Origin of the sequence: Protofrankia symbiont of Coriaria ruscifolia (assembly GCF_900634745.1) — a bacterium.
Taxonomy (GTDB): domain Bacteria; phylum Actinomycetota; class Actinomycetes; order Frankiales; family Frankiaceae; genus Protofrankia; species Protofrankia californiensis.
The window spans coordinates 63,221-87,682 of the sequence record NZ_CAAAFR010000032.1; the positions used below are offsets into that span (position 1 = coordinate 63,221).

The 24,462-nt window shown below is 67.0% G+C and carries 17 protein-coding genes; 14 read left to right on the top strand and 3 right to left on the bottom strand.

Annotated elements, in window-relative coordinates:
- Positions 1 to 187: 187 nt before the first annotated feature.
- From CV1CTNOD_RS03780 to CV1CTNOD_RS03800, 5 genes are all read left to right on the top strand, one after another.
- On the top strand, positions 188 to 1,027 hold the full coding sequence (locus tag CV1CTNOD_RS03780; protein WP_131784768.1) for a 2OG-Fe(II) oxygenase: 840 nt from the start codon (positions 188 to 190) through the stop codon (positions 1,025 to 1,027).
- Between the two features lie 91 nt (positions 1,028 to 1,118).
- Positions 1,119 to 1,985, top strand: a complete 867-nt coding sequence (locus tag CV1CTNOD_RS03785; protein ID WP_131784769.1) for a glycosyltransferase — start codon at positions 1,119 to 1,121, stop codon at positions 1,983 to 1,985.
- Positions 1,982 to 2,539 carry an acyltransferase gene (locus tag CV1CTNOD_RS27255; RefSeq protein WP_131784770.1) on the top strand — a complete coding sequence of 186 codons (558 nt, stop codon included), beginning with the start codon at positions 1,982 to 1,984 and terminating at the stop codon, positions 2,537 to 2,539. The genes CV1CTNOD_RS03785 and CV1CTNOD_RS27255 overlap by 4 nt, the downstream gene beginning before the upstream one ends.
- Complete coding sequence (locus tag CV1CTNOD_RS03795; protein WP_207386164.1) at positions 2,536 to 3,531, top strand: glycosyltransferase family 2 protein; 996 nt, start codon at positions 2,536 to 2,538, stop codon at positions 3,529 to 3,531. The genes CV1CTNOD_RS27255 and CV1CTNOD_RS03795 overlap by 4 nt, the downstream gene beginning before the upstream one ends.
- Complete coding sequence (locus tag CV1CTNOD_RS03800; RefSeq protein WP_242606341.1) at positions 3,474 to 4,961, top strand: glycosyltransferase family 4 protein; 1,488 nt, start codon at positions 3,474 to 3,476, stop codon at positions 4,959 to 4,961. The genes CV1CTNOD_RS03795 and CV1CTNOD_RS03800 overlap by 58 nt, the downstream gene beginning before the upstream one ends.
- A gap of 128 nt (positions 4,962 to 5,089) precedes the next feature.
- On the opposite strand, the gene CV1CTNOD_RS03805 is transcribed toward CV1CTNOD_RS03800, so the two are convergent.
- Entirely contained in the window at positions 5,090 to 6,169 is a 1,080-nt protein-coding gene (locus CV1CTNOD_RS03805) for a hypothetical protein (protein ID WP_131784771.1), read from the bottom strand.
- Between the two features lie 531 nt (positions 6,170 to 6,700).
- On the opposite strand from CV1CTNOD_RS03805, the gene CV1CTNOD_RS03810 reads away from it, so the two are divergent.
- Both CV1CTNOD_RS03810 and CV1CTNOD_RS03815 read left to right on the top strand, forming a co-directional pair.
- The gene (locus CV1CTNOD_RS03810; protein ID WP_131784772.1) at positions 6,701 to 8,173 is read left to right on the top strand and encodes an MFS transporter; all 1,473 of its coding nucleotides are present in this window, start codon (positions 6,701 to 6,703) and stop codon (positions 8,171 to 8,173) included.
- A 203-nt stretch (positions 8,174 to 8,376) separates the two neighbouring features.
- On the top strand, positions 8,377 to 9,339 hold the full coding sequence (locus CV1CTNOD_RS03815) for a hypothetical protein (protein WP_131784773.1): 963 nt from the start codon (positions 8,377 to 8,379) through the stop codon (positions 9,337 to 9,339).
- A 35-nt stretch (positions 9,340 to 9,374) separates the two neighbouring features.
- Here CV1CTNOD_RS03815 and CV1CTNOD_RS03820 read toward each other — a convergent pair whose 3' ends face one another.
- Positions 9,375 to 10,028, bottom strand: a complete 654-nt coding sequence (locus CV1CTNOD_RS03820) for a PIG-L deacetylase family protein (protein ID WP_131765308.1) — start codon at positions 10,026 to 10,028, stop codon at positions 9,375 to 9,377.
- 238 nt (positions 10,029 to 10,266) lie between these two features.
- Entirely contained in the window at positions 10,267 to 10,548 is a 282-nt protein-coding gene (locus tag CV1CTNOD_RS03825) for a hypothetical protein (protein WP_131784774.1), read from the bottom strand.
- Between the two features lie 360 nt (positions 10,549 to 10,908).
- Here CV1CTNOD_RS03825 and CV1CTNOD_RS03830 point away from each other — a divergent pair, with 360 nt between their 5' ends.
- The 7 genes from CV1CTNOD_RS03830 to CV1CTNOD_RS03860 form a co-directional block, all read left to right on the top strand.
- Positions 10,909 to 11,934: an NAD-dependent epimerase/dehydratase family protein gene (locus tag CV1CTNOD_RS03830; RefSeq protein WP_131784775.1), complete on the top strand. Its 1,026-nt coding sequence runs from the start codon at positions 10,909 to 10,911 to the stop codon at positions 11,932 to 11,934.
- A gap of 618 nt (positions 11,935 to 12,552) precedes the next feature.
- Positions 12,553 to 13,830 (top strand): class I SAM-dependent methyltransferase, encoded by a 1,278-nt coding sequence (locus tag CV1CTNOD_RS03835; RefSeq protein WP_131784776.1) that lies wholly within the window; start codon positions 12,553 to 12,555, stop codon positions 13,828 to 13,830.
- Between the two features lie 574 nt (positions 13,831 to 14,404).
- A complete protein-coding gene (locus CV1CTNOD_RS03840) occupies positions 14,405 to 16,105 on the top strand; it encodes a lipopolysaccharide biosynthesis protein (RefSeq protein ID WP_131784777.1) in 1,701 nt (566 codons plus the stop codon).
- 639 nt (positions 16,106 to 16,744) lie between these two features.
- Positions 16,745 to 20,398 carry a transcription-repair coupling factor gene (mfd, locus tag CV1CTNOD_RS03845; RefSeq protein ID WP_131784778.1) on the top strand — a complete coding sequence of 1,218 codons (3,654 nt, stop codon included), beginning with the start codon at positions 16,745 to 16,747 and terminating at the stop codon, positions 20,396 to 20,398.
- Positions 20,399 to 20,568: 170 nt separating this feature from the next.
- Positions 20,569 to 21,357 (top strand): SurA N-terminal domain-containing protein, encoded by a 789-nt coding sequence (locus CV1CTNOD_RS03850; RefSeq protein ID WP_131784779.1) that lies wholly within the window; start codon positions 20,569 to 20,571, stop codon positions 21,355 to 21,357.
- A gap of 91 nt (positions 21,358 to 21,448) precedes the next feature.
- Complete coding sequence (gene mazG / locus CV1CTNOD_RS03855) at positions 21,449 to 22,816, top strand: nucleoside triphosphate pyrophosphohydrolase (RefSeq protein WP_131784780.1); 1,368 nt, start codon at positions 21,449 to 21,451, stop codon at positions 22,814 to 22,816.
- A 173-nt stretch (positions 22,817 to 22,989) separates the two neighbouring features.
- Positions 22,990 to 24,462 (top strand): S49 family peptidase (locus CV1CTNOD_RS03860; protein ID WP_242606342.1); only part of this gene is annotated, 1,473 nt, incomplete at its 3' end.

Genomic DNA, 24,462 nt, shown 5'->3' on the forward strand with positions numbered 1-24,462 from the left:
TGGATACCCTCTGCCGCATGCGCCGTGTCCGGTGTCGCACCCGGATGGTCTACAGTATGGGCGCTGAAGTGGGGCCATCTACGTACAGGTGCACTGCCTTACGGAGTGTGCACTACCGCACGGGGTGTAGTAAGGGTAGCTGTTCCGGCGGTGCTGTCGGAGCTACCCACGGTTTTGGGGGGTTGCGTTGCCGCAGACTGTGTTCGACTACTATTTCGACCGGGAGACTCTTCAACCGCTCGCGGAGAAGTACCGTGTCTCCTTTCAGACGGCGCAGCCCTTCCGGCATGTCGTCATAGACGATTTCCTGCCCGCCGAGATACTGCATGAAGTCGTCAATGCCTTCCCGAAGCCGGGGGACGCCGACTGGCAGCGTTTCGACGCCAGCCAGGAGGTCAAACTCGCGCTGGCGGACGAGGTTCTCATGCCCACGCCGTTGCGTCATGTCCTTCAGCAGTTCAACTCCGGTCCTTTTCTCGACTTTCTTGAGGACCTGACCGGGATCTCGGGTCTGCTGCCGGACCCGCATCTCGTCGGCGGCGGCCTGCACCAGATCGTCCGTGGCGGTTTCCTGAAGGTGCACGCGGACTTCAATCGGCATCGCCGGCTTGGCGTGGACCGGCGGCTGAACATCCTCCTGTACCTGAACGAGGACTGGGACGAGTCCTGGGGCGGTCATCTGGAGTTGTGGGACCGCGGAATGACAAGGGCCGTCCACCGTATTGCACCGCTGTTCAACAGGTTTGTGGTCTTCGCGACCACCGACCACTCCTACCACGGTCATCCGGATCCGTTGCGTTCACCCGAGGGCGTCACCCGGCGTTCGCTGGCCTGGTATTACTACACCAACGGTCGTCCGGCCGACGAGGTGTCGCCGGACCACACCACGTTGTTCCAGGCACGCCCCGGTGAAGCGGTTCGACCCAGCGGTCTGGCCCGCGCCCAGGATATCGCCCGCCGGGCGACTCCACCCCTGCTCATCGATGCTGCTCGGACGCTGCGTTCCCGCCGCCAGGCGGGGCACTGAGCGTCCCAGCAGGCGTAGTCCCAGCAGGCGTATTTCGTTCCCAGCAGGCGTATTTCGCAAGGGTTTGGTCAGGGGTTAGGTAGGTGGCTGCGTGACTGTTCTCGCCAGTGTTGTCGTGCCCGCGCACAATGAGGAGGCGGTGATCGGCCGCTGCCTTGAGCGGCTCGCTGACGGCGTGCGCCCCGGGGACCTCGATATCGTCGTCGTCTGCAACGGCTGTACCGACCGCACCGCGCAGCTTGCCCGTGCAGCCGGGGCACGTGTGGTGGAGACACCCCGGCCGGGCAAAGCCGGTGCCCTCAATCTCGGTGACGAGACCACGACCGGTTTCCCACGTTTCTATGTGGACGCTGACATCGAGGTCCGCGGTAGTGATCTTCTTCGGGTGGCCGAGGTGCTACGGGAGGGCCGGGTGCTTGCGGCCGCTCCGCGGATCCGGATCGCCACGGCCGGCGTGAGCCGGGCTGTCCGGGACTATTACCGCATCTGGCTGAAGCTCCCCTACGCCCGCGACAACCACGTCGGCTCCGGTGTGGTGGGAGTCAGCGAGCAGGGCCGTGCCCGTTTCGACCGATTTCCGGAGGCGATCGCGGACGACTTCTTCCTATATCACCGGTTCGCGGCGGGCGAGCGCAGGACCGTTCACGAGGCCGAGTTCATCGTCCGTCCCGCACGTACCGCCCGTGACCTGGTGCTGCGCAAGATCCGGGTATACGCCGGCAACATCCAGATGCGGCAGCTGGCCCTCGCTCCGGCCGCCGCGACGCCGGTGCGGGCCCGTCGACTGCCCGACTGGCTTGCCGTGGTAAGTGCCGAGCCGGCGCTGGTCACCGCTGTTCCGGCCTACGTCGCCATCTCCGGCGCCGCCCAGTTGCTGGCCCGGCGCAAGGTGCGGCGTGGGCAGTTGGGTACCTGGGAACGGGATGCCAGCAGCCGGGTGACCGGAACGGCCGCATGAGCGCGTCCGTGGACGGGAACGCGGTCGTCGCGCGGCGGATCAACGCCCTGAAGTCCGTACTGGACCCACGCCCCTACGCACATCTGTTCCGTATCCTGCATTTCTATTCCTATTCCCACACCCGGCAGAAGGCACGGCTCGCGCTCGGCCGGGGGGTGCGGATGGCTCCCAACGTGTCCATCCGCAACGGCGAGCGGATCAGCATCGGCGACCACGCCCACATCGGCGAACGTTGCTACCTGTGGGCGGGCAACGACGCCGGCCGCATCGACATCGGAGAGTATGCGCTGTTCGGTCCGGAGGTCTTCGTCACGGCCTCCGACTACCAGATCGCCCCGGATGTTCCGGTCATGCACCAGCCCAAGCGTGAACGCGACGTCCGTATCGGCCGTGACGTCTGGCTCGGTGCCCGGGCGGTCGTCACCGCCGGAGTGGAGATCGGCGACGGCTGCGTCGTAGGCGCGGGCTCCGTGGTGACCCGGTCGCTGCCACCCGGCTCGATCGCGGTGGGAGCGCCGGCGCGCGTCGTCGGAAAGCGGGGTGAGCAGGAGTGAGCGGTGTCGAGGTTTCCGTCCTGATCGTCTCGTACAACACCGCGGAGCTCACCGTCGGCTGCCTGGAGTCCCTGCGTGAACAGACCCGGAACACCTCATATGAGGTGATCGTCGTCGACAACGCGTCGACCGACTCCTCCGCGGCGCGGATCCGTGCCGCCTTCCCGGACATCGAGGTGGTCGAGTCCGGGACCAACCTCGGTTTCGGGCGGGCCGTCAACCTCGCCACGGACCGCGCCAAAGGTGAGTATCTGCTGTTGCTGAACCCGGACACCGTTGTCCTGGACGACGCGCTCGGTGCGCTGCTCGCGTTCGCGCGGGCCCACTCCGAACACGGCATCTACGGTGGCCGGACGCTGCGACCGGACGGCACGCTCGACCCGAGCTCGTGCTGGGGTGTTCCGACGCTGTGGAGCCTGGTGTGTTTCGGCCTGGGTCTGAGCACCTGGCGTAAGGGCTCGGCGTTGTTCGATCCGGAGTCGCTGGGCCGGTGGCGTCGGGACAGCGTTCGCGAGGTCGGTGTTGTCACTGGCTGCCTGTTACTGGTCCGCCGGTCGGTTTTCGGCGCTCTCGGCGGTTTCGACCCCCGTTATTTCATGTACGGGGAGGACGCGGATCTCAGCGTGCGGGCCCGTCGCGCCGGCTGGCGCCCAGTGATCACTCCGGACGCCACCGTCATCCACCATGTGGGTGCGTCCTCGGCTCGCCGCTCAGATAAAATGATCATGGTGATGCGGGCGAAGGTGACGTTCGTACGCGATCACTTCGAGCCAGGTGCGCGTCGGCGGAGCGCGCTCGCCCTGCTGACCCTTGGCGTGGCCGTACGGGCGACGCTGGCGGTGCTCACCCGCTGGCTGAAGGCGGCAAAAGCGGCATCAGGGCGGACCGTGCCGACCGCTGACGCCTGGGTGGGTGTCTGGAAGGCCCGCCGTGAATGGCAACCGGGATATCCGCCGGCGCCTGTCATCGGAAAATGGCCCACCACGGGTTGACCGGGGACTCCGATCCACCGGCTCGGTACGAGGAAGTTCATGAAATCCAGGCGTGGCGGCGGGCGGATGCCCGGGCCACCGGCGTCCGGGGGCGACTGAAGGTGAACAAACGTGTCCTGATTATCGTGCAGAATCTGCCGGTACCGCTGGACCGGCGGGTCTGGTTGGAATGCCAGGAGCTTGTCCGGGCCGGTTACACGGTTTCGGTTATCTGTCCCAAGGGGCCACAGGATCCCGGTTACCAGGAGCTCGACGGCGTCCGCCTTTACAAGTATGACGCCCCGACGACCCAGCCCGGCGTCCGTGGCTACCTGACCGAATTCGTCGTGTGCTGGTTGAAGACGGCCAGGCTGTCCGTCCGGGTGCGTCGCGAAATCGGTTTCGACGTCATCCAGGCGTGCAACCCGCCGGACACCTATGCACTGCTCGCCGCTCCCTACAAGCTCGCCGGAGCGAAGTTCGTCTACGATCAGCACGATCTGTGCCCGGAGGTCTACCGATCCCGATTCGACCGCCCGTCCCCCCTCCTGCTGCGTGGCCTCTACCTGCTTGAGGGCATCACTTACCGCTTTGCCGACCACGTGATTTCGACCAACGAGTCCTACCGGCTGGTGGCGATGGGGCGGGGTGGGCGCGGCTGTGACGACATGACGGTGGTGCGCAGCGGTCCGGACACCGATCGGATGCGGCCGGGTGTGGACTCGCCGGAACTGCGTCGCGGACGGCGTCACCTCATCGTTTATCTCGGCGTAATGGGCCCCCAGGACGGCGTTGATTCCGTCCTGCACGTGCTCGACATTCTCGTCCACAAGGACGGCCGCGAGGATATCCACCTCGCCCTGCTCGGTTTCGGTGACTGCCTCGAGGATCTGCGTGTGCTGTCCACCGAGCTCGGCCTGGACGACTACGTGACCTTCACCGGCAGAGCGGACGCCGCCACGATTGAGAAGTATCTGCGGACCGCCGCGGTCGGCCTCGGTCCGGACCCCGCGAACCCGCTGAACGAGGTGTCCACGATGAACAAGACCATGGAGTACATGGCCTACGGGGTTCCGGTCGTCACTTTCGACCTCATCGAGACCAGGGTGTCCGCCGGTGACGCGGCCTGTTACGTCGAACCGGGAGACCTCGAGGGGTTCGCCCGGGCTGTCACGGATCTCCTGGACGACCCCGAGCGCCGTAGCACGCTGGGCCGCAAGGGTCGGGAGCGGGCTGCCGAGGTTCTCGACTGGTGTCTGCAGGCGCCCGGATACGTCGCCGTCTATGATCACTTGTTGGGCGTCGCCCGGGCTGACGCGAAAGCGGGAACGCGACCGCGGGCGGGCCGACGGCCGGCTGCCTGGACGAAGGTGGCGGCGTCGGCCGTGGTCTCCCTGCTGGCGGGAGCCGGTGTGGTCGCCGTGGTGAGCGGCCGGTGGGACCGCCGGTAACCGTGCTCGGCAGCGGCACGGAAGTACGGACATGAACAAGTACGGACATGAATACGGTGGCCCGGGGCGCGCCCCGGGCCACCGTATTCATGAATGGTCGCTGTCCGGCATTACATCCGCCTCCGGTCTCAGGTGACCGGTGCCTGAATAACCTTTCCGCTGTCGGCGTCCACGTTGCCGGACCACTGGACACCGGCTATGCCGGCGATCCAGTTGTGGCACACGCCGTAGACCCCGTAGTTGGGGAAGTACTTTTTGCTGAGGTGGTTGTTGGTGAATTTGATATTGTCGCTCGAAATGCCGGGAAGCAGACTGGAGTAGAAGATCCACGATCCGCCGGCCAGCCAGTTGTCGTCGACAGTCACGTTGTGGTTGCTGCCGAACTCGGTGCCGAGCTGGATCACGCCCGCCATGCAGTGGTCCAGGGCCATGTCGATCGTGTTGTGCCTGATCGTGATATTGCTGGTGTTGCCGAGTCCCTGCAGTCCGTCGGCGTGCTCGCACGCCGAACTGACGACGAAGTCGTGGATGTAGGAGTCCTCGATGACGTTGTTGCCGTCGATGCCGCCGCCGTCACGAAAGCCGCGGATCTCCACTCGGCGGATCGTCCAGCCCCTGCCCCGGATGGCCATCTCGTCAGCCGGGTTCGGATCGTAGCTGCCCACGAACTCCGAATCCTCGACCACGACCGAGGCGTTGGGGACATCGTCGTTGTTCACGCTGACGCCGAAGGTGTCGCCGGTCGAGATGACGCTGTTCCTGATCACCACTCCGGGTGCGGAGATGATGATACGGCTCCCGCCCTTGATCCGGACGTTCTGGATGACGGTGTTGGCCTTGGTGATCTCCCGTGGGCCGGTATAGTCGATCAGCGTCACACCGGCCGGTACCCCTGTGTTCCCGGCATTCGGGAACGTGGCGGGTGCGGCGGGCGCCGCCACGACCTGAGCGCTGGGCTGGGTCGTTGTTGAAACGCTCGGTGCGCCTGTCGCCGTAGTCACCGTGGCTGCCGCCTGTGGTGTGGCTGGTTGTGGGGACGGATCGGTGGTGGGCGTCGCGGCGAGACTGACGGAGACCGACGGTGCGGGTGTTGACGTCAGCCCCGGATCGACCGTTGGTTTACAGCCGGCGAGCCCTCCGGCTGCTGCCACAGCTGCTCCGGCGAGTAGAGGCATGAACCGTCCGCCCAGACGACGATGTGAGCCCACTGTGAATTCTCCTCCTTGAGCCGTGATTACGGCTTTGGTTCCCCGCGATGACAGTAGCGTCATTCCTCCATACCTACTAAGCGTAATCATGATATTGCGTAGAGTGCTGTTGATGTGTTGGTTTGATTGATTGACGTTGTGTATCTGATGTTCTTAGATTGCGCATCTATTTGACTAAGAAAGGAAATCTTTGAGGAAGTGTAACTTTTTGCATATAATCGATCACGATAAGTGTTCTCGCGTGTCTAGTAAGGTCGAAGGCAGCGCGGCCATGCTTCTTTCTGGCTTCTTTCGTGTTCGAGGCATGGGAGACCAAGGTCCCCGGGTCGCCTGAGACTTCGGATGTGACGCCCTGGGCGGACCCGGTGGATCGGCGGTCGGATAGACGGCGCGCTGTCGGTGGGAATCGGAAAGGCCCGGTGTTGTGCGCACCGGTCCCTCGTCTGTGACGCGGCGTCCGCTTCGGTGTTCCATGCGGTGTTAAAGATCGATATTGCATGGCCTAGCCTGTCTGTGGCGAGGGGGGAGGCCATGTATACGACTTTGCGTGACCGTCCATCAGACCCCCCGCAGTCAGGCGCATTCGGGACCGCTCCGGCGGCCATTTCCGCGGACGGGACGACCCTCGCTCACGCCGAGAGGGGCGGGGCCGCTCGGCGGGTCCGCCGGGCTGTCGGTTCCACGGTGTTGCTGCTCGGCCTCACCAGCCTCCTCACCGACCTGTCGACCGAGATGGTCACCGCCGTCCTGCCGCTCTATCTGGTGGGCACGCTAGGCTTCAGCCCGTTCCAGTACGGGCTGGTGAACGGTTTCTATCAGGGTGCGAGCGTGCTCGTACGGCTGGTGAGCGGCCTGGCGTCCGACCGATGGATGCGCCACCGTGACGTCGCCGCAGTCGGGTACGCCATGTCCGCCCTTGCAAAGGGCGCACTGGTGGTGGGGGCCACGTCCCCGGTGGTGGTCTCCGGGTCGCTGGCCGGCGACCGGATAGGCAAGGGTCTGCGGACAGCCCCGCGGGATGCCCTGCTGTCACTTGCCGCTCGGGAGAGCGACCTCGGGTTCGTTTTCGGCGTTCACCGGGCGATGGACACGGTCGGTGCGATGCTCGGGCCGTTCGTCGCCTTTATGCTTCTGGCCGCGTCACCTGATTCGTATGACCTGGTCTTCGTCGTGAGCGCGTGTGTGGCGCTGATCGGCGTCGCCGTGATCGTCCTTCTGGTCGAGCGACATCCACCGGGTACGGCGGATGTCGTGCCCGATGGCGACACCACCGGTGACCCGATGGTGTCTGACCCGGTGCTGTCTGACGCTGTGGCACCTGACGCTGTGGCACCTGGCACCGTACCGGCGCCGGCGGGCGCACCGGACGAAGACGACCTACTCGGTTATCCCACGCGTCCTCTACGGGCCGCGGTTGCTCTACTGGCCGATAGTGGCTACCGTACGCTTGTCATCGCGGCTGTCGTCCTGTCTTTGTGCGCGATCGGTGATGGTTTCATATACCTTCGCCTCCAACAGGAGGTGGATCTCGCGGCGTACTACTTCCCGCTGCTCGCGGCGGGGACGTCGTGCGTGTACCTCGGCCTGGCCGTTCCGCTGGGACGGATCGCCGACCGGGTCGGCCGCGCACGGATGCTGATCACAGGTTATGCGGCGTTGGTCACCGTCTACCTGGTGCTCCTCGTACCGCGGCCGGGCGTCGCCACGCTGGTCGGTTGCCTGGCGCTGCTCGGGGCCTTTTATGCGGCGACCGACGGCATCCTGCCGGCGGCCGCGAGCGCGCTGCTCCCGCCCGGGTCGCGGACCACCGGGATCGCGCTTCTGCAGACCGGCGTGACGCTCGGCCAGTTGGCGGCTTCCGTCGGGTTCGGAGCGGTGTGGACGTTCTACGGTGCTCGGCCGGCGCTCTGGCTGGCCGGTGGATCCGGAGCTGTCGGATGCGTTCTGGCGGTGGCCGTGCTCAGCCGTGCCGCGGCGTTCAGGTCAGTCAATGATGGAAAGTGAATGATGGAAAATAAATGACGGAAGGGGCGCGGGCACAGGTGCCTGATCCAACCGGGACACGCACGCGTTCACTCAGATCGCCTCGGGCCGGCGTGCCGCGCAAGCCTGCTGCCGCCCGGAAGTCGGACGCTCCGGTGCCGCGGCAGCGCAGACGGCGTCTGCTCGTTTTCACAGCGGTTCTGGTGGTGTGTGTAGTTCTGGCTGTGAGCTACGGACTGTACGTGGCTCACCGCGACGCGACAGATCCACGCCGTTCCGCGGCATCTGCCGGGGAGAGCGGCGGGGTCCTGCTGACCGGAGAACCGAAAATTGTCTTCCGGAGCACGGCCCGGGACTCCTCCTACGGCCGAGTGTCAATGGTACCGCTGAATGATCCTGCCGGCCCCCGGGAGGTCACCTCGCTGTCGTGCGATCGGGTGGACATCGCCGGTGACGTCGGTATCTGTCTCGGCGCCGAACGTGGCGTGGTGACCACTTACAAAGCGTATCTGTTTGGTTCCGATCTTCGCCCCACCCACAGCTTCCGGGTGGCCGGTGCGCCGAGCCGGGCACGCTTGTCGCACAACGGCCATCTGGCCGCGGTCACCGTGTTCGTGTCGGGCCACTCCTACGCCGGCCCGGCCTTCTCCACAGCCACCACCCTTTATGATGTCCGTGAACAGCGCGAGCTGGGCAATCTCGAGCAGTTCGCGGTATTCCGGGACGGTCAGCGGATCAACCCGGTGGATCAGAACTTCTGGGGTATGACGTTCGCCTCGGACGACGACACCTTCTACGCGACGTTCGCGACCGGCGGCACCACCTACCTGGTCCGTGGCAGCATCCGGACGAAGCAGGTGCACGCTCTCACGAGCAATGTGGAGTGCCCGTCGCTGTCGCCCGACGGCACCCGCATTGCCTTCAAACAGCGGGTCACCGGGAACGACGGTCCGGTGCAGTGGCGGGCAACCGTGCTCGATCTGAAGACGATGCAGCGCACGGAGCTGGCGGACAAGCGCAGCGTCGACGACCAGATCGCCTGGTTCGACAACGACACGGTCGCCTACGGGTTGCCGCGGGACGGGAGCGCGGCCGCGACCACCGACACCTGGGTCGAGCCGGCGGACGGTTCAGGCGCGCCGCGCATCCTCGTCTCGCAGGCATGGTCGCCGGCTGTGGTCCGCTGAGCGGGGACTACAGCTGTGCCGCTCGCAGCCGCCGATCACCATCTGAAGACGACCTTACGGGCGTCGAACGCCTCGGCATAGCGGGTACCACACTCGACCCCGCGCAGCCGCAACATCGCCCGGAAGGTCTCCTCGTCGAACCAGGGTTTGTCCTTCTGACTGGGGAAATGCTGGGTGATGTGCGCGAGTTTGGCCGTGACGGTCTCCTCGGACAGCGGAACGTACAAGGAGGGCTGCATCATGTCGCCGTCCCATTTGGGGATTTCGTAGCTGAGGATCAGCGTCCCGCGAAATGCCTGCCAGGCGAGCTCCGCGAGAGTCCGGTGGTCCTGATGTGCGTCCGACAGGGACGGTGCAAAGACGACATCCGGGCTGACCTGGCGGGCGATCTGGAGCAGTACCTCCTTCACGCCGCCCCATTCCCGCGGCAGAAAGCCGTCACGGACCTCGTGCAGGTGCAGGGAGCCCAGCGAGGTCCCCAGCAGGTCCCGGGCGCTGCTTTCGGCTTCGTTACCCCGCTCGCCCGAGCTGGCGAAGACCACCCAGTGCACGGACGCGGTCGGGTGTTGCGCAAGGAGTTGGACAATCGTGCCGCCCGCGCCGATCTCCACGTCGTCCGCGTGCGCGCCGAGGGCGAGTATCCGGTAGCCATGTCCGTCAGCGGGCCGCCCGGCGGTCATCTCCAACATCGGCGGCTACCTCCCGGCCGTGGGAGGGTCGCTGTGCGGCGGCTGGTCGTCGCCCATCCGCATGTTGAAGCGCTTGATTTTCACCAGTACCACCTTTCACCCGATGGATCTTGCCTTCGGCGGAACGACCACGATGACGCATCGACTCCGCTTTCCGGAGAACCTGCCACGACACCCGGGCAGGTGGGGGCGGAACGAGAGAACTGGTTGTCGGGGCGGGAAGTCATTTCAGGTCTGCTCACAAGGTACGATTCACCGCCAACTTCGCCGGCGGTGGTGATGAGGCGGGGGACGACCTGCCGTTCGGGTTTTGGTCACCCGGCGGGTCGCTTCCGGACGAGAAAATGCCGAACCCCGCCGAGAGCCACGTCCGGTGGGAATCGGCGGTGGCCGGCTCGTCCGCGACGATGTTGATCTCCAGCGGGTCGGGACGACCGTTGCGGATCAGTCCGTCGAGGACCAGTTCGTCGAGTCTGGTCCCGATCACGGCCGCCTCGCGGTACGCGGGAACGACGGTCACCGGCGGCCGGCTTTCGGGATCCTGCCCTTCTTCGACGGGTCGACTGCGACTTTTCCGGGCCGTGTACAGCGGGTGCAGAGCGTGACCGTATATTGCCGTTGCTCTTGGCAAGGTAATCGTGACGCCGTGTTCATAGGGGCGCACTCCGGGCATGGCAACCACCGTAGCCCGTGCCCTGAAACCGTCCCAGGCCTGTCCGGTGGATCTTCAATCGCGCGGATCGGCGCCCAGACGACCAATATCCGCCAGACAGAGCCTGGAGACCCGGGGACCTGGGCCTCCCGGACGGCTCGTCCGGGTCGCCTGCTGGGTACGGTCTCCTGTCAGCAGGAGGGTTGGGGGTCGTGAGAGGACATGCCGATGAAGGTGCTCGTCACCGGTTCGGAGGGCTATCTGGGTTGTCTTGTCGCGCCTGAGCTGATGCGTGCCGGTCACGAGGTCGTCGGCCTGGACACCGGGTACTACCGGTCCGGCTGGCTCTACCGCAGTGGTGACCACACTCCGTACACCCTCGACAGGGACCTCCGGCAAGTGACCCTGCGTGATCTTTCGGGTATGGACGCGGTCGTGCACATGGCCGAGCTGTCGAACGATCCTCTCGGTGAGCTCGCGCCGGAGGTCACCGAGAGGATCAACCACGCTGGATCTGTCCGGCTGGCGAGGCTTGCCAAGCAGGCGAATGTGTCGCGTTTCGTGTATATGTCGTCATGCAGCGTGTATGGGGTGGCTGAGGATGTGGATCTCACTGAGACGTCGCCGGTCAACCCGCAGACTCTGTACGCGCGGTGCAAGGTTCTCGTCGAGCGGGACGTCACGGCCCTGGCCGACGATGGTTTCTCGCCCACCTTCATGCGGAACGCCACGGCGTATGGCGCCTCTCCGCGGATGCGGTTCGACATCGTCCTGAACAACCTCTGCGGGTTGGCGTGGACGACCGATGAGATCGCCATGACCAGCGACGGGACGCCGTGGCGTCCGCTGGTTCATGCTCTCGACATTGCCAAGGCCGTCCGGTGCGTGTTGGCCGCACCGCGTGACGCCGTCCACAACGAGGTGTTCAACGTCGGTAGCAGCGTCCAGAATTACCAGGTGAAGGAGATCGCGGACATGGTTGCGAGCGTGTTCACGGGCTGCCGGCTGAGCTTCGGCGACAACGGTGACGACAACCGCAGCTATCGAGTCGACTTCAACAAGATCGATATTGCTCTTCCCGGTTTCTCCTGTGACTGGGACGCTTCGCGGGGGGTACGGCAACTCCACGATCTCTTCGCGCACGTCCGGCTCGATAGTGAAACGTTCACCGGCCGTGGGCACACCCGGATCAGGCAGCTTCAGTACCTGATCGAGACCGGCCAGGTCGACGGCGATCTTTTCTGGACGTGCTAGGGGCCAAAGGCGGCGCGATCATGCTTTCTCGCGCCCGGGGTTCCTGCCGGAGCGTCGAAGCCGATCCGGGAGGTCCGGAAGCCGATCCGGGAGGTCCGGGAGACCCAGGTCCTCGGGTCACTGACGAGTACCGGAGGCTTTGGATGGTTGTCAGAACCGACTGGGCTCGCCGACGTGTTCGTGGTGGACGCCTGGCTACCGCTTGCCTGATCTCCGACCGCTGCCGGTTGACTGATTCCTCACAGCCACTGACCTCGTCAGAAACCTCGGCCAAGCCACTATCATGACTTCCCGAGCAGGCCGCGAGCGGGTCGTGACATGCCCGATGGCGGCATGCTCCATGGCGAGTGTAATCGCTCTGGTCGGCAATTCCCGTGATGGGCGCCACGTTGTTCGTACGAGCGTTTCATCTTTTCTTCCGGTACGTTCCTGTACGCCATGTCGATCCGGTGGAAAACCCGTCCAGTGACCATTGCTCTTGGTGGACACGCCAGTGACCGTCGCTTTCGGTGGACACGGCGGTCGATTTTTGCGTGGACCGCAATTACCGATCACGGCTAATTGCTGATCAGAACCGATCAGAACCAGGTGCCGATCGAAAGCCAGGTAGGGGATCGCATGTCAGTCGAGTCCGTTGGTCAGGCACAGATCCGAGCACAGGTGGCGGCTGTACCGGTCGAGACCTGTCGCTCGTGCGGTGGGCTGCCGCCACGCCCGTTCCTCTCCCTGGGCCGGACTCCGATCGCCAACCGGCTGCTGCGGCCCGACGACCTCACCGAGCCCGAGCCCGTCTTCCCCCTCGAGGTCGGTTTCTGCGAGTTCTGTGCCCTGGTCCAGCTCACCCACGCCCTACCGGTGGAGGAGATTTTCGACGCCGGCTACCCGTACTTCTCGTCGTTTAGCGACACGCTCTGCCGGCATGCCGACAAGCACGTGAGGGACCTGATCGCCAGTCGCAACCTCGGTCCCGACAGCCTGGTCGTGGAGATCGCAAGTAACGACGGCTATCTGCTGCGGGCGTTCGTCGAGCGCGGGATCCCGGTGCTCGGCATCGAGCCGTCGCCCGGGCCCGCGTCCGCCGCCCGCGAGATCGGCGTGCCGACTCTCGCGGAGTTCTTCGACGCCGAGCTTGCCCGGTCACTCGTTGCCCAGGGGCTGCGCGCGGACGTCATCATCGCCAACAACGTACTGGCACACGTTCCCGACCTGAACAGCTTCGTCGAGGGCATGTCCGTCCTGCTCGCCGACGACGGGATCGTCGAAGTGGAGAACCCGGGCGTCGGGGCGCTGCTCGATCACACCGAGTTCGACACCGTCTACCACGAGCACTTCTGCTATTTCTCCACCATCGCCGTGGATGCGTTGATGCGTCGTCACGGTCTGTACCTGACAGGGGTGGAGGAGTTCCCCGAGCTCCATGGCGGCACGCTGCGCTGGCGGCTGAGCCAGGCCGAGACGCCCAACCCGCGGGTGCGCGAGTATCTCGACAGCGAGCGCGCAGCGGGTCTGGACACCTTCGACCGGTACGCAAGCTTCGCCGACGACGTGCGCGAGCTGCAGGACGAGCTGCTGAACCTCCTGCGTGAGCTGCGCGCGCACGGGCGGAGCGTGGCTGCCTACGGCGCCGCGGCCAAGGGGGCCACACTGCTGAACTCCAGCGGTATCACCACCGATCTTGTGCAGTACGTGGTCGATCGCAACGTCCATAAGCAGGGCAAGTACATCCCGGGCGCGCGCACGCCGATCCTCGACCCCGCTGTCCTGGTCCAGCGCCAGCCGCATTACCTGCTCCTGCTGGCCTGGAACGTCAGAGACGAGATCATGGATCAGCAGGCTGCGTTCGCCCGTAGGGGCGGCAAGTTCATCGTGCCGGTTCCCCGACCGGTTGTGTGCTAAGGGCCGAAGGCGGCGCGATCATTTTTTTCGTGCTTGAGTTTCCTGCCGGATCCGGGGTCTGGAAGCCGATCTGGGAGGTCCTGGAAGCTTCGAATTACTGAGAGCAATCTGATGGTGACCGATCCCGGCCTATGGGAGCTTGCCGAGCGGACTTCGCGGTCGGAGCACACGGGATTGCCGCCGGGGTGAGGCATCGGGCGTGGCCGGTGGGGCCGCAGGCCGCACTCCGATCCGGATCGATGATCCGTGCCCCTATCGCCGGACGCTCTTACTTGTGGCATTCTAGGCTTACGTCTGTTACTTTTTGTGATCACCTATGCTCACCAATTGGTTCCGTTGGTCCGGAAACGTGTGGCCGGTGCACCGTGTACTTTCAGTGGCTAAGGACGGTGCGGTCATCGGGTTTCTCGCGCTCGGGGTTCCTGTCGGATCCGGGGGGTTTCGGGAGGCCCCGAGGAATCCAGGGGGCTGCGATGTTTGCGCAGGACCGGTGGTACGGGGGCGTCCGCCTCCTCCGTTTCCCCGCGTTCTCCGGTGATCTTGCGTTCTCTCGCGGGTTGGGGAGGAGGTTCCGGTGAGCAGAGCCGCCCAGCCGCGCGCCGAGACGGAGCGAGGTCTTCCCAGGGTGTCGCTGCTGCGGATCCTCAGGCGCCGGTGGCTGGCGATCGTCCTCGCGATCATCGCCGGTACGGCTTTCGTGCTCATCGTGAGCAAGCAGCAGGCCCCTCAGTTCGAGGCAACCGGACGGGTGTTCCTGAACACCTCCGACGTGGCGTTCGGAGGCGGCTCGGACTCGGTCGACGCCACCCGGGTCGTCCAGACGCAGGCCCAGCTCGCAGGCTCCACCGCAGCACTGGATCTGATCTCCAAGCAGCTGAAGGTGCCGTGGCGCACGGTGGCCAAGCAGGTGAAGGTCACTGCGTCCGACGAGGGTTACTTCTTCACGATCGCCGGCAGGGACAGTACCGAGGAGAAGTCGGTACGTCTCGTCCAGGTTGCCGAGGCTGCCTATCAGCAGCTCCTCGCCCAGTACGGAGCGAACGGCAGCAGCACGGTCAACAAGCTGACGGAGCGGCGTGACGAGATCTCCCAGAACCTCAGGCAGCTGGAGGCACAGCAGGCCGCGCTGCCGAGGAAGGCCGACGGCCAGGCTCTCGCCGCCCAGATCAGTAACCTCGACGCGCAGGTCACCGAATTCAACCGACGGATCTCCGAGGTTCAGGTCAACGCCGCTCTGAGCGCGGCTTCGGTGACTCTCGCGGAGTCCGCACACTCGGTCGGCCGGGTCACCCCGAAGCTGTTCCGTAACGTGCTCGCCGGTGCCCTGGCCGCCCTGCTGCTGGCGGTGGTCGTGGTCTGGTGCGCCTACCTGCGCCGGCCGACGGTTCTGGACGGCCGGGCCGCGGCTGACGTCCTGGGTGTCCCACTGATCGCGGATATTCCCGGCGGGCGTGGCGGCGGCCTGCCGACCGACAGGCTTGTCGCCGCCATGTCCTCGGTGCTGGCGCCGACCGGGAAGGTCATCGCCCTTACCCCGGCCGGGCCGGGCGACCTGGCGCCCGACCTGGTCGCGGCGGTGTCGGCGAACTGGTCGGACGACCAGGGAATCGTGCTGATCCTGGATGCCTCGCCTGTTCCGGACGTCCGCGGTGCCCTGGAACGCCTGCCGCCGGCTGTATCCGGTGAGCTGCCCCGGTGGGCCCATGAACCGACCTGCATGGCGCGTTCGTCCGGTGGTGGCAACGGCCATCTGTTGTACAACCGGGTCGCACCGGCCCGGGCGGCCCGGCCCGGTGGTCTCGCACCCATCCTGGCGGACCGGGCGCCGGTCGTCGATCTCGTCATCGTGTTGACCCCGGCTCTTGTCGATCTTCCGATGACGGCGGCGTCCGCCATGCAGGCGGATGCCGTCATCGTGGTCGCGACCGGCGAAACGCGGATCAAGGAGCTGTCGCGGGTCCTACGGGACTGGCCGGCGCTGTCCGAGCGGATGGTGGGTGTGGTTCACGACGGACGTCCGGGCCTGCGCCGGTCCACCGACCGTGGTGCTGCTTCGTCACGGGGCGTTTCGTCGCCGGCTGCCGTCGCACGTGTTGCCCCGTCACCGGGCGCGTCACGCGGAGAGGCTGCTGTCGGTTCCGCCAACACCACGGTGAGCCGCGGTGCCGCACCGGCAGGCCCGGTGCCCCGGCCACTGGTGGATGCTGCGCGCCGCACGACCGCCGACGCGGAGGCCACCGACCGCTATGCCCGTCCCACCGGCAAGCAGAGTTAGGGGTTCGCCGGTAGTGGATTTGCCGGCCTGGCCTGACCCGACCTGCTCCGGTCCGTCCTCGCCGTCCTCGCCGCCGTGATCCTCGCGCTGATCGCCTGGCAAGTGACGCCAGCCGGTTCCGGATCAGGGTTCGAAGGCCGGGTCATTCGGTCAGGCCGGCGGTGACAATGCCCTGTTCGTCGCAAAGATACACAAGGCCTTTGTATGCAATGCCGACGTACTTGCCTACGAAGCGTATTTCAATGAAGATCAAGTGGGTGACGTACGATCAGCTCTGATCAATCCGACTGTCAACCGCTGGCTGCCAGCGAGTACAAACGTCTCTGGTAAGGCGTTTGCGGTGGCGCTGGCCGACCCCCGCCCGCGCGGTTGGCCAGGTGGAACACTGCTGTCCGGGCCTGCTGCTACCCTCGCCCGCTTCGCTGTCAGGCTCGGCTGTGTCGCGGTGAGCCCCACCTCCTGGGTGTGCCGATTCCCCGGCGCGTAAAATAGGGGGAACGCGGTCGTGTACGTCGGGCACTGTCCCGCGGAGAACGGTCCGGTACACAAGGAGCGCCCCAGTTCGTGACACTGTGTGTCCATCTGTACTTTGCCGTCCGTTTGTAATGTGCGCTGTTCCCGAGAGGTTCGGACGCTCTTATGACCCTCGCCCCGCTGTTGGACGCCCTTACCGCCACCCCAGGTGCGGATCCGGCCCTGGCACGCGCGGTCGCCGCAGTCGGTGAACCCCGGCTGGACCTGTCGGCTCCGGCTGCGCTGCGACCGTTCGCCGCCGCCGCGCTCGCGGTCCGGGCCGGGCGGACGGTACTGGCCGTCACCGCCACCGGACGGGAAGCTGACGATCTTGCCGCGGCGCTGTCGAGCCTGATCGATCCGCAGACGGTCGCGGTGTTCCCGAGCTGGGAGACCCTGCCGCACGAACGGCTGTCCCCACGGGCCGACACGGTCGGACTCCGCCTCGCCGTGTTGCGCCGGCTCGCCCACCCCGACAGCACGGGCAAGCCGCCGCTGTCGGTTGTGGTGGCGCCGGTGAGGGCCGTCCTCCAGCCCCAGGTCGCTGGCCTCGGCGATCTCGAACCGGTGAGGTTGAGCGTCGGTGACAGCGCCGACCTCAACGAAATCGTGGACAGGCTCGTAGGCGTCGCCTACCACCGGGTGGACCTGGTAGAGCGGCGTGGCGAGATCGCGGTGCGCGGTGGCATCCTCGACGTCTTCCCGCCGACCGAGGAGCATCCGCTGAGGGTGGAGTTCTTCGGTGATGAGGTCGAGGACATCCGGCCGTTCTCGGTAGCCGACCAGCGGGCGCTGACCGATCCTTCCGGCAGCCAGGACGGCCGGCACCGGCTGTTCGCACCGCCGTGCCGTGAACTGCTGCTCACTCCGCAGGTCCGGACCCGGGCCCGCGAGCTGGCGCGACTGCATCCCGAGCTCCTCGACATGCTCGACAAGATCGCGGATGGTATTCCGGTGGACGGCATGGAGGCGCTCGCGCCGATGCTCTCCGACGAGATGGTGCTCATGCTCGACGACCTGCCCGCCGGCACGCATGTGCTGGTGTGCGACCCCGAACGGGTCCGCGCTCGCGCGGCCGAGCTGGTGCGCACGAGCCACGAGTTCCTGGAAGCGTCCTGGAGCACGGCCGCTGTCGGCGGCAGCGCTCCGATCGACCTCGGCGCGGCGGCCTACCGTTCGATCGCGCAGGTGCGCCAGCGCGCTGCCGAGATCGGCCTGCCGTGGTGGTCGATCAGCCCGTTCGGTGGCGCCGGTGTCACCATCGACGACCGACCAGGCGGCAATCGGTTCGGCGACGGCCGGTCCGGCGACGGCCGGTTCGGCGATTACCGGGGGCAGGACGGCGTCGCAGGCGAGGAGGATCTCGACGACCACTCGGTGCTCTCCAGTCTGCGTCCAGCTATCGCCTACCACGGCGACACCGCCAGAGCACTCGCTGACATCAAGGGATGGCTTGCCGATTCCTGGCGTGTTCTGCTGATTACCGAAGGGCATGGTCCCGCCCAGCGGCTCGTCGAGCTGCTGCGGGACGCCGATCTGGGCGCTCGCCTCGCCGAGGATGCCGATCTTGCTCGTGGCGTCGCCACGGTCACCTGCGGTCAGCTGGGTACCGGCTTCACCAGCGACCTGCTGGGGATCGCGGTCCTGACCGAAACAGACCTCGCCGGCCAGCGTGGCGTGACCACCCGTGACATGCGCCGGATGCCGCACCGGCGCCGCAAGGGCATCGACCCGCTTGCGCTGCGCTCCGGCGACCTGGTCGTCCACGACGCCCACGGGGTCGGTCGTTACGTCGAGATGGTGACACGAACCGTTGCCGGTGCCACCCGGGAGTACCTCGTCCTCGAGTATGCGAAGGGTGACCGCCTGTACGTCCCGACCGACCAGCTCGAACAGGTCACCCGTTATGTCGGGGGGGAGGGCCCGAGTCTCGACCGGATCGGCGGTGCCGACTGGGCCAAGCGCAAGGGACGTGCCCGCAAGGCCGTCAAGGAGATCGCCGGTGAGCTGATCCGCCTGTACAGCGCGCGGATGGCCGCGCCAGGATACGCCTTTGGCCCGGACACCCCGTGGCAGCGGGAGCTGGAGGACGCCTTCCCGTTCCGAGAGACTCCCGACCAGCTCTCGGCCATCGAGGATGTCAAGGCCGACATGCGCAAACCCGTCCCGATGGACCGGGTCATCTGCGGCGACGTCGGCTACGGCAAGACCGAGATCGCGGTGCGCGCGGCTTTCAAAGCGGTGCAGGACGGTAAGCAGGTCGCCGTACTCGTTCCGACGACACTGCTTGTCCAGCAACATTTCCAGACATTCTCTGAGCGGTATGCCGCGTTTCCCGTGAACGTACGGGCGGTGTCGCGCTTCAATTCCGTGTCCGAGCAGAAGGCCGTGCTGGACGGGCTTACCGAAGGCAGTGTCGACGTGGTGATCGGAACTCATCGGCTGCTGTCGTCCGGATCCCATTTCAAGGACCTCGGCCTGGTGATCGTCGACGAGGAGCAGCGTTTCGGCGTCGAACACAAGGAATACCTGAAGAAGATGCGGACCGCGGTGGACGTGCTCACCATGAGCGCCACCCCGATCCCACGGACGCTGGAAATGTCGATCACCGGCATCCGGGAGCTGTCGACCATCGACACCCCGCCGGAGGAGCGGCATCCGATCCTGACCTTCGTCGGCCCGAGTGACAACCGGCAGGTCGCCGCCGCGATCCGCCGCGAACTGCTGCGGGAGGGGCAGGTTTTCTTCATCCACAACCGGGTGGAGTCGATCGACGCGGCTGCGGCGAGGCTGCGCGATCTCGTTCCCGAGGCGCGCATCGCCACCGCCCACGGCCAGATGGGCGAGGACGCCCTCGAGCAGGTGATGGTCGCGTTCTGGGAAAAGAAGTTCGACGTTCTGGTATGTACCACGATCGTCGAGTCCGGGCTGGACATCTCCAACGCCAACACGCTCATCGTGGAACGCGCCGACGTGTTCGGGCTGTCCCAGCTGCACCAGTTGCGGGGGCGCGTGGGTCGGGGCCGGGAACGTGCTTACGCCTATTTCCTTTATTCTCCGGACAAGCCACTCACCGAAACCGCGCACGACCGGCTCGCCACGATTGCCCAGCATTCCGACCTCGGTGCCGGAATGGCCGTGGCCATGAAGGACCTGGAGATCCGCGGGGCGGGCAACCTGCTCGGCGGGGAGCAATCCGGGCATATCGCGTCGGTCGGCTTCGACCTCTACGTGCGGATGGTCGGTGAGGCCGTTGCCAACTTCAAAGGCACCGCGGTCGAGGAACCTCCCGAGGTCAAGGTCGAACTCCCGGTGAACGCGAGCCTGCCGCATGATTACGTCCCCAGCGAGCGGCTGCGCCTGGACGCCTACCGGCGTCTGGCCGCCGCTGCTTCGGACGACGACATCGCCGAGGTCCGCGCTGAGCTTCTCGACCGTTACGGGATGCTGCCCGAGCAGGCCGAGAACCTGCTGGCGGTCGCATCCCTGCGGGTACTGGCCCGCAGCCACGGCGTCACCGAGATCACCGTGGCGGGCCGTCAGATCCGGTTCGCTCCGCTGGAGCTGCGCGAAAGCCAGACCATGCGCCTCCAGCGGCTGTACAAGGGAGCCGTGGTCAAGCCGGCGGTACGGACGATCCTCGTGCCGGTACCGGCAGAGACCCCCCGTATCGGTGCCCGCCCGTTGCGTGACCGTGCCATCCTTACCTGGGCTGCGGGCCTGCTGGAAGCGGTCGCGGGTGACTCGGTCGCGGCAGCGGCTACGGCCGCATCTCGCTGACCCGCCCGCTGCCCGTCCCGCCGTACGGGCGGGACGCGGGCGGGAATCGCCTTCCGGCCGGGCTTCGGCCGGGATGTGACGGGTTGGCATGCACGAGTGGACGGAGCGGACGGAATGGACGGAGTGGACCGGGTGTGCGCGGCGGGCAGCGAGTCGATACGGTCACAGCCGTGAAGCCCCGTTCTGTCGCTCGCCGTGTTCTTGCCGGTGCGGCGTTGGTGGTCCTTACCGCGTCCGCATGCACCACTCATGCGGGCTCCGCCGCACAGGTCGGCGATGAGACGATCAAGACCTCGACCCTGCGTGACGTCGTCGATCGCGGTCTGGCCGCCAGCCGGTCGGCCGGTGCGACCGGCCAGGCCGACGACCGCACCGCCCAGGCCGTCGCGCCGATCGAACGCGGCGAGCTGCAGCGGCGTGCGCTCACCACGCTCGTCCAGCTCAACCTGCTCGAGCGGGAGGCCCACAGCCTCGGGGTCACAGTGACCGACCAGGACCTCGACGCCTACTACCAGGCGTACGGCCTGCTCCAGTTCGGCAGCGTCGCGGCCTTCGAGCAGCGGGCGGCGCAGAGTGGCATAGCCCGCCAGGACCTGCGGGCTGCCGCGCGTTCCAACGTCCTCGAGCTGGCGATCACCGACCGGCTGACCCCGGATGTGATCGCGTCCGAAAAACAGGCCCGCGACGTCTACGACAAGATCGTCAAGCAGGTTGGGAAGATTCCGCTGAGTTTTGCCCAGGCCCAGCCCTACCTCGTCCGGTGGTTGGCCGAGGAGCAACGCAACCCCGTCCTGCACACGAAACTTCGCGAGGTCGCGGACCGGGAACCGGTCTCGATCAACCCGAGGTTCGGCAGCTGGGACTCCGCCCAGCTCGCGGTGGTTGCCGCGGATGTTTCGGTCGCGACGACGCCGGCGCCCGAGCCACCGCTGGGCTCGGGAATCTCGATAGGCCAGTGAATTACTTCCAGCCGATGTTCCCGAACAGCCGACGTTGTCGAAGCGGTGGTCCGGCCGTGCTGGTGACAGTCAGCGCGATCGCGGTCATCCGGTGACCGCGAGTATCGCCGTCGTCGTGACGAGCCCCCGGGTCGCACCCGGGTTGCTCGACGCCGGCACCTGGGACCTGCTGCGCACCGCCGGTGCGGTCTGCTGCGGATCAGTCGACCATCCCCAGCGCGCCGCCCTCGTCGCGGCGGGCATTCCGGTCGAGGTGGTGGCGGACGCGGGCTCGGACGCTCCCGCTGCCGTCGAGGCGCTGCGAAAGCGCGCGTGCGCCGACCCGTCCCGGTCCGTGGTGTGGCTCGCGGCCGCGGGCGGTGAAACGGCTCGGATCGGTGAAACGGCTCGGATCGGTGAGGCGGCTCGTGCCGGCGGGACGCTTCGGGCCGGTGAGGTGGCTCGGGCCGGTGAGGTGGAGCCGACCGGTGACCGGGAACTGCTTGACGTGCTCGCAGCCTCGGCCGGTGTGGACCTCACCGTGACGGTTGTCGAGGGATCGCGTGACCTGCCTGGTGCCAGGCTCCTGGACGCGGTCGCCGTGATGGACCGCTTGCGCTCTCCCGGCGGCTGTCCATGGGACGCCGAGCAGACCCATACCTCGCTCGCCTCCTACCTGTTGGAGGAGGCGTACGAGGCGTATCAGGCGATCGAGGACGGCAACCACGCCGACCTGCGCGAGGAGCTCGGCGATGTGCTCATGCAGGTGCTGTTCCACGCCCGGATCGCAGCCGAGAGCAACGGGCGGGCCGACAGCACGGGTGACGGCGATGCCGCCCGGGACGATGCCGCCCGGGACGAGACTGGTTGCAACGGCGCTGCGGCCCGGGAGGCGGCCTGGGACATCGACGACGTGGCCGCGGGCCTGACCGACAAGCTCGTCCGCCGGCATCCGCATGTCTTCGGGTCGGTGACGGTGGACGGCGCCGCCGCCGTCGAGACGAACTGGGACAGGATCAAGGACGTCGAGAAGGGCCGCCGGTCGGTCACCGAAGGCGTCCCCCTGTCCCAACCGGCGCTCGCGCTGGCGGCAAAGCTGCAGAAGCGCGCGGTCAAGGTCGGCGTTCCGCTGGATCTCGTCCTCAGCGCGGGCCAGTCGTCTCCCGCCGAGGTGGTTGCCGGCCTGGCCGGTGACCTGGCCCGGGCCACGGACCGTCCACCTACCCCAGCCGGGACGCCGGCTGCATCCGGGACACCGGCCGAGACGATGATCGGCGATCTGCTGTTCGCGGCCGTGCTGCTGGCACGGCAGGCCGGGGTCGATCCCGAAGCGGCTCTGCGGACGTCCGCACGACGTTTCCGGGACACCCTCACCACCGCTGAGGACGCCATCCGCACCGCCGGCCTGGACGCCCGGGAGGCCGACGCGGCCTCCTGGCGCACACACTGGCCGTCAGCAGACGAAATCCCGGCCGGCTGACGCACCTCAGCTGGTCAGGAGGGCCAAAGGCGGCGCGATCATCTCCCTTTCGCGCTGCCGAGGCCCAGGTCCCCGGGTGGTTCAGGCGCGTGGGCGGGGTTCCTCGGGACGCTCCGGAAGGTCTCGACCACGTGGGTGGAGCATGCCATGACCGTTGCGCGTAGCCTCACTCCATGGCAGGAAGTACCGCGCGGCAGGCGCTGGCGGGCGCCCATCGTTTGTATGCGCGGCGGTCTGCGCCGATCCTCCTCGAGCTCGACCTCACTGTGGATCCGGTCGAAGGGATACCCGGCGATCCGGTGAGTGCGGCTCTGATGCGGCGCCGCCAATCCCTGCGAGCCATCGTGGACGGGCTGCATCGGGCCCAGGAGGACGACCGGGCGTCCACGCTCATCGCCCGGATCGCCCCCTGCGGAATGCCGCTCGCGCGGGTTCAGGAGATACGCGACGCGGTCATCGCCTTCCGGGAGGCCGGCGGAACCGCCTTCGCCTACGCGGACGCGTTCGGCGAGTTCGGCGGCGGGACCGTCCCGTACTACCTTGCCTGCGCGTTCGACCAGATCTGGCTGGCGCCACCGGGTGATCTGGGCCTGACCGGGGTGGCCCTGGAAACACCGTTCCTGCGCGACGCCCTGGACCGGCTCGGAATCGAGATCCAGGTCGGGCAGCGCCACGAGTACAAGAACGCTGTCAACACGTTCGTGGAACGCGATTTCACCGCCGCGCACCGCGAGGCCAGCGAGCGGATCGTCGCGTCCAGCCTGTCCATGATTATTGACGGCATCGCCACCGGCCGCGGCCTGTCACCGGGGCAGGTCCGTGAACTGATCGACAACGCGCCACTGTCCGCCGAGCAGGCTCGGCGTGCCGGTCTGGTCGACCGGTTGGGTTATCGGGACGAGGTGTACGCCGCCGCCAGGTCCCACGCCCGCCGGACCGTGGGCGGCAGCGCCGGCCGTGAGACGGGCGACAGCGCCGGTGGCGATGTGGGCGCCAGCAGTGACGTCGAGGCCGGTACGGACACCGCGGCCGGGGATGACCGCGATGGCGTGTCCCTGATGTACCTCTCCCACTACCGCCGGGTGGCGCTGCGCCGGGAGGCGTCCCGGCTGCGCGTGCCCGCCCCGGTGCTCCACCGGGGTCTGCCGTCGTCGAAGCCGGGCGGGAAGGCCGTCCGGCGCGGGGTCGAACGGCACAAGGTGATCGCCGTCATCCACGGGACCGGGCCGGTGCTGCTCGGTCGCGGCGGGCGCGCGCCGTTCGGGGGTCCGGTGATGACCTCGGACGCCCTCACCGCCGCCTTCCGGGCGGCAGGCCGCGACGACGACGTTGCCGCGGTCGTGTTCCGGGTGGACAGCCCCGGCGGCTCGTACGTGGCCTCCGACCTGATCCGGCGGGAGGTCGAACGGTTCCAGGCGACCGGACGTCCGGTGGTGGTCTCGATGGGCTCGGTGGCCGCCTCCGGCGGGTATTTCGTCGCGCTCGCAGCGGACGCGATCGTGGCGCACCCGGGCACCCTCACCGGGTCCATCGGGGTGTTCGGCGGCAAGCAGGTCGTCCGCGAACTGCTGGACAAGGTCGGCGTGCGCTTCGGTGCGGTCGCCGAGGGGGAGAACGCGCTGATGACCTCCCCGCGGCGTGAGTTC

Bases quoted from the DNA above. Each gene is read 5' to 3' on its own strand.
- CV1CTNOD_RS27255 (WP_131784770.1), top strand. From the start codon at position 1,982: ATGAGCGCGTCCGTGGACGGGAACGCGGTCGTCGCGCGGCGGATCAAC.
- CV1CTNOD_RS03800 (WP_242606341.1), top strand. From the start codon at position 3,474: ATGGCAACCGGGATATCCGCCGGCGCCTGTCATCGGAAAATGGCCCAC.
- CV1CTNOD_RS03810 (WP_131784772.1), top strand. From the start codon at position 6,701: ATGTATACGACTTTGCGTGACCGTCCATCAGACCCCCCGCAGTCAGGC.
- CV1CTNOD_RS03820 (WP_131765308.1), bottom strand. From the start codon at position 10,028: ATGTTGGAGATGACCGCCGGGCGGCCCGCTGACGGACATGGCTACCGG.
- CV1CTNOD_RS03830 (WP_131784775.1), top strand. From the start codon at position 10,909: ATGAAGGTGCTCGTCACCGGTTCGGAGGGCTATCTGGGTTGTCTTGTC.
- CV1CTNOD_RS03835 (WP_131784776.1), top strand. From the start codon at position 12,553: ATGTCAGTCGAGTCCGTTGGTCAGGCACAGATCCGAGCACAGGTGGCG.
- mfd (WP_131784778.1), top strand. From the start codon at position 16,745: ATGACCCTCGCCCCGCTGTTGGACGCCCTTACCGCCACCCCAGGTGCG.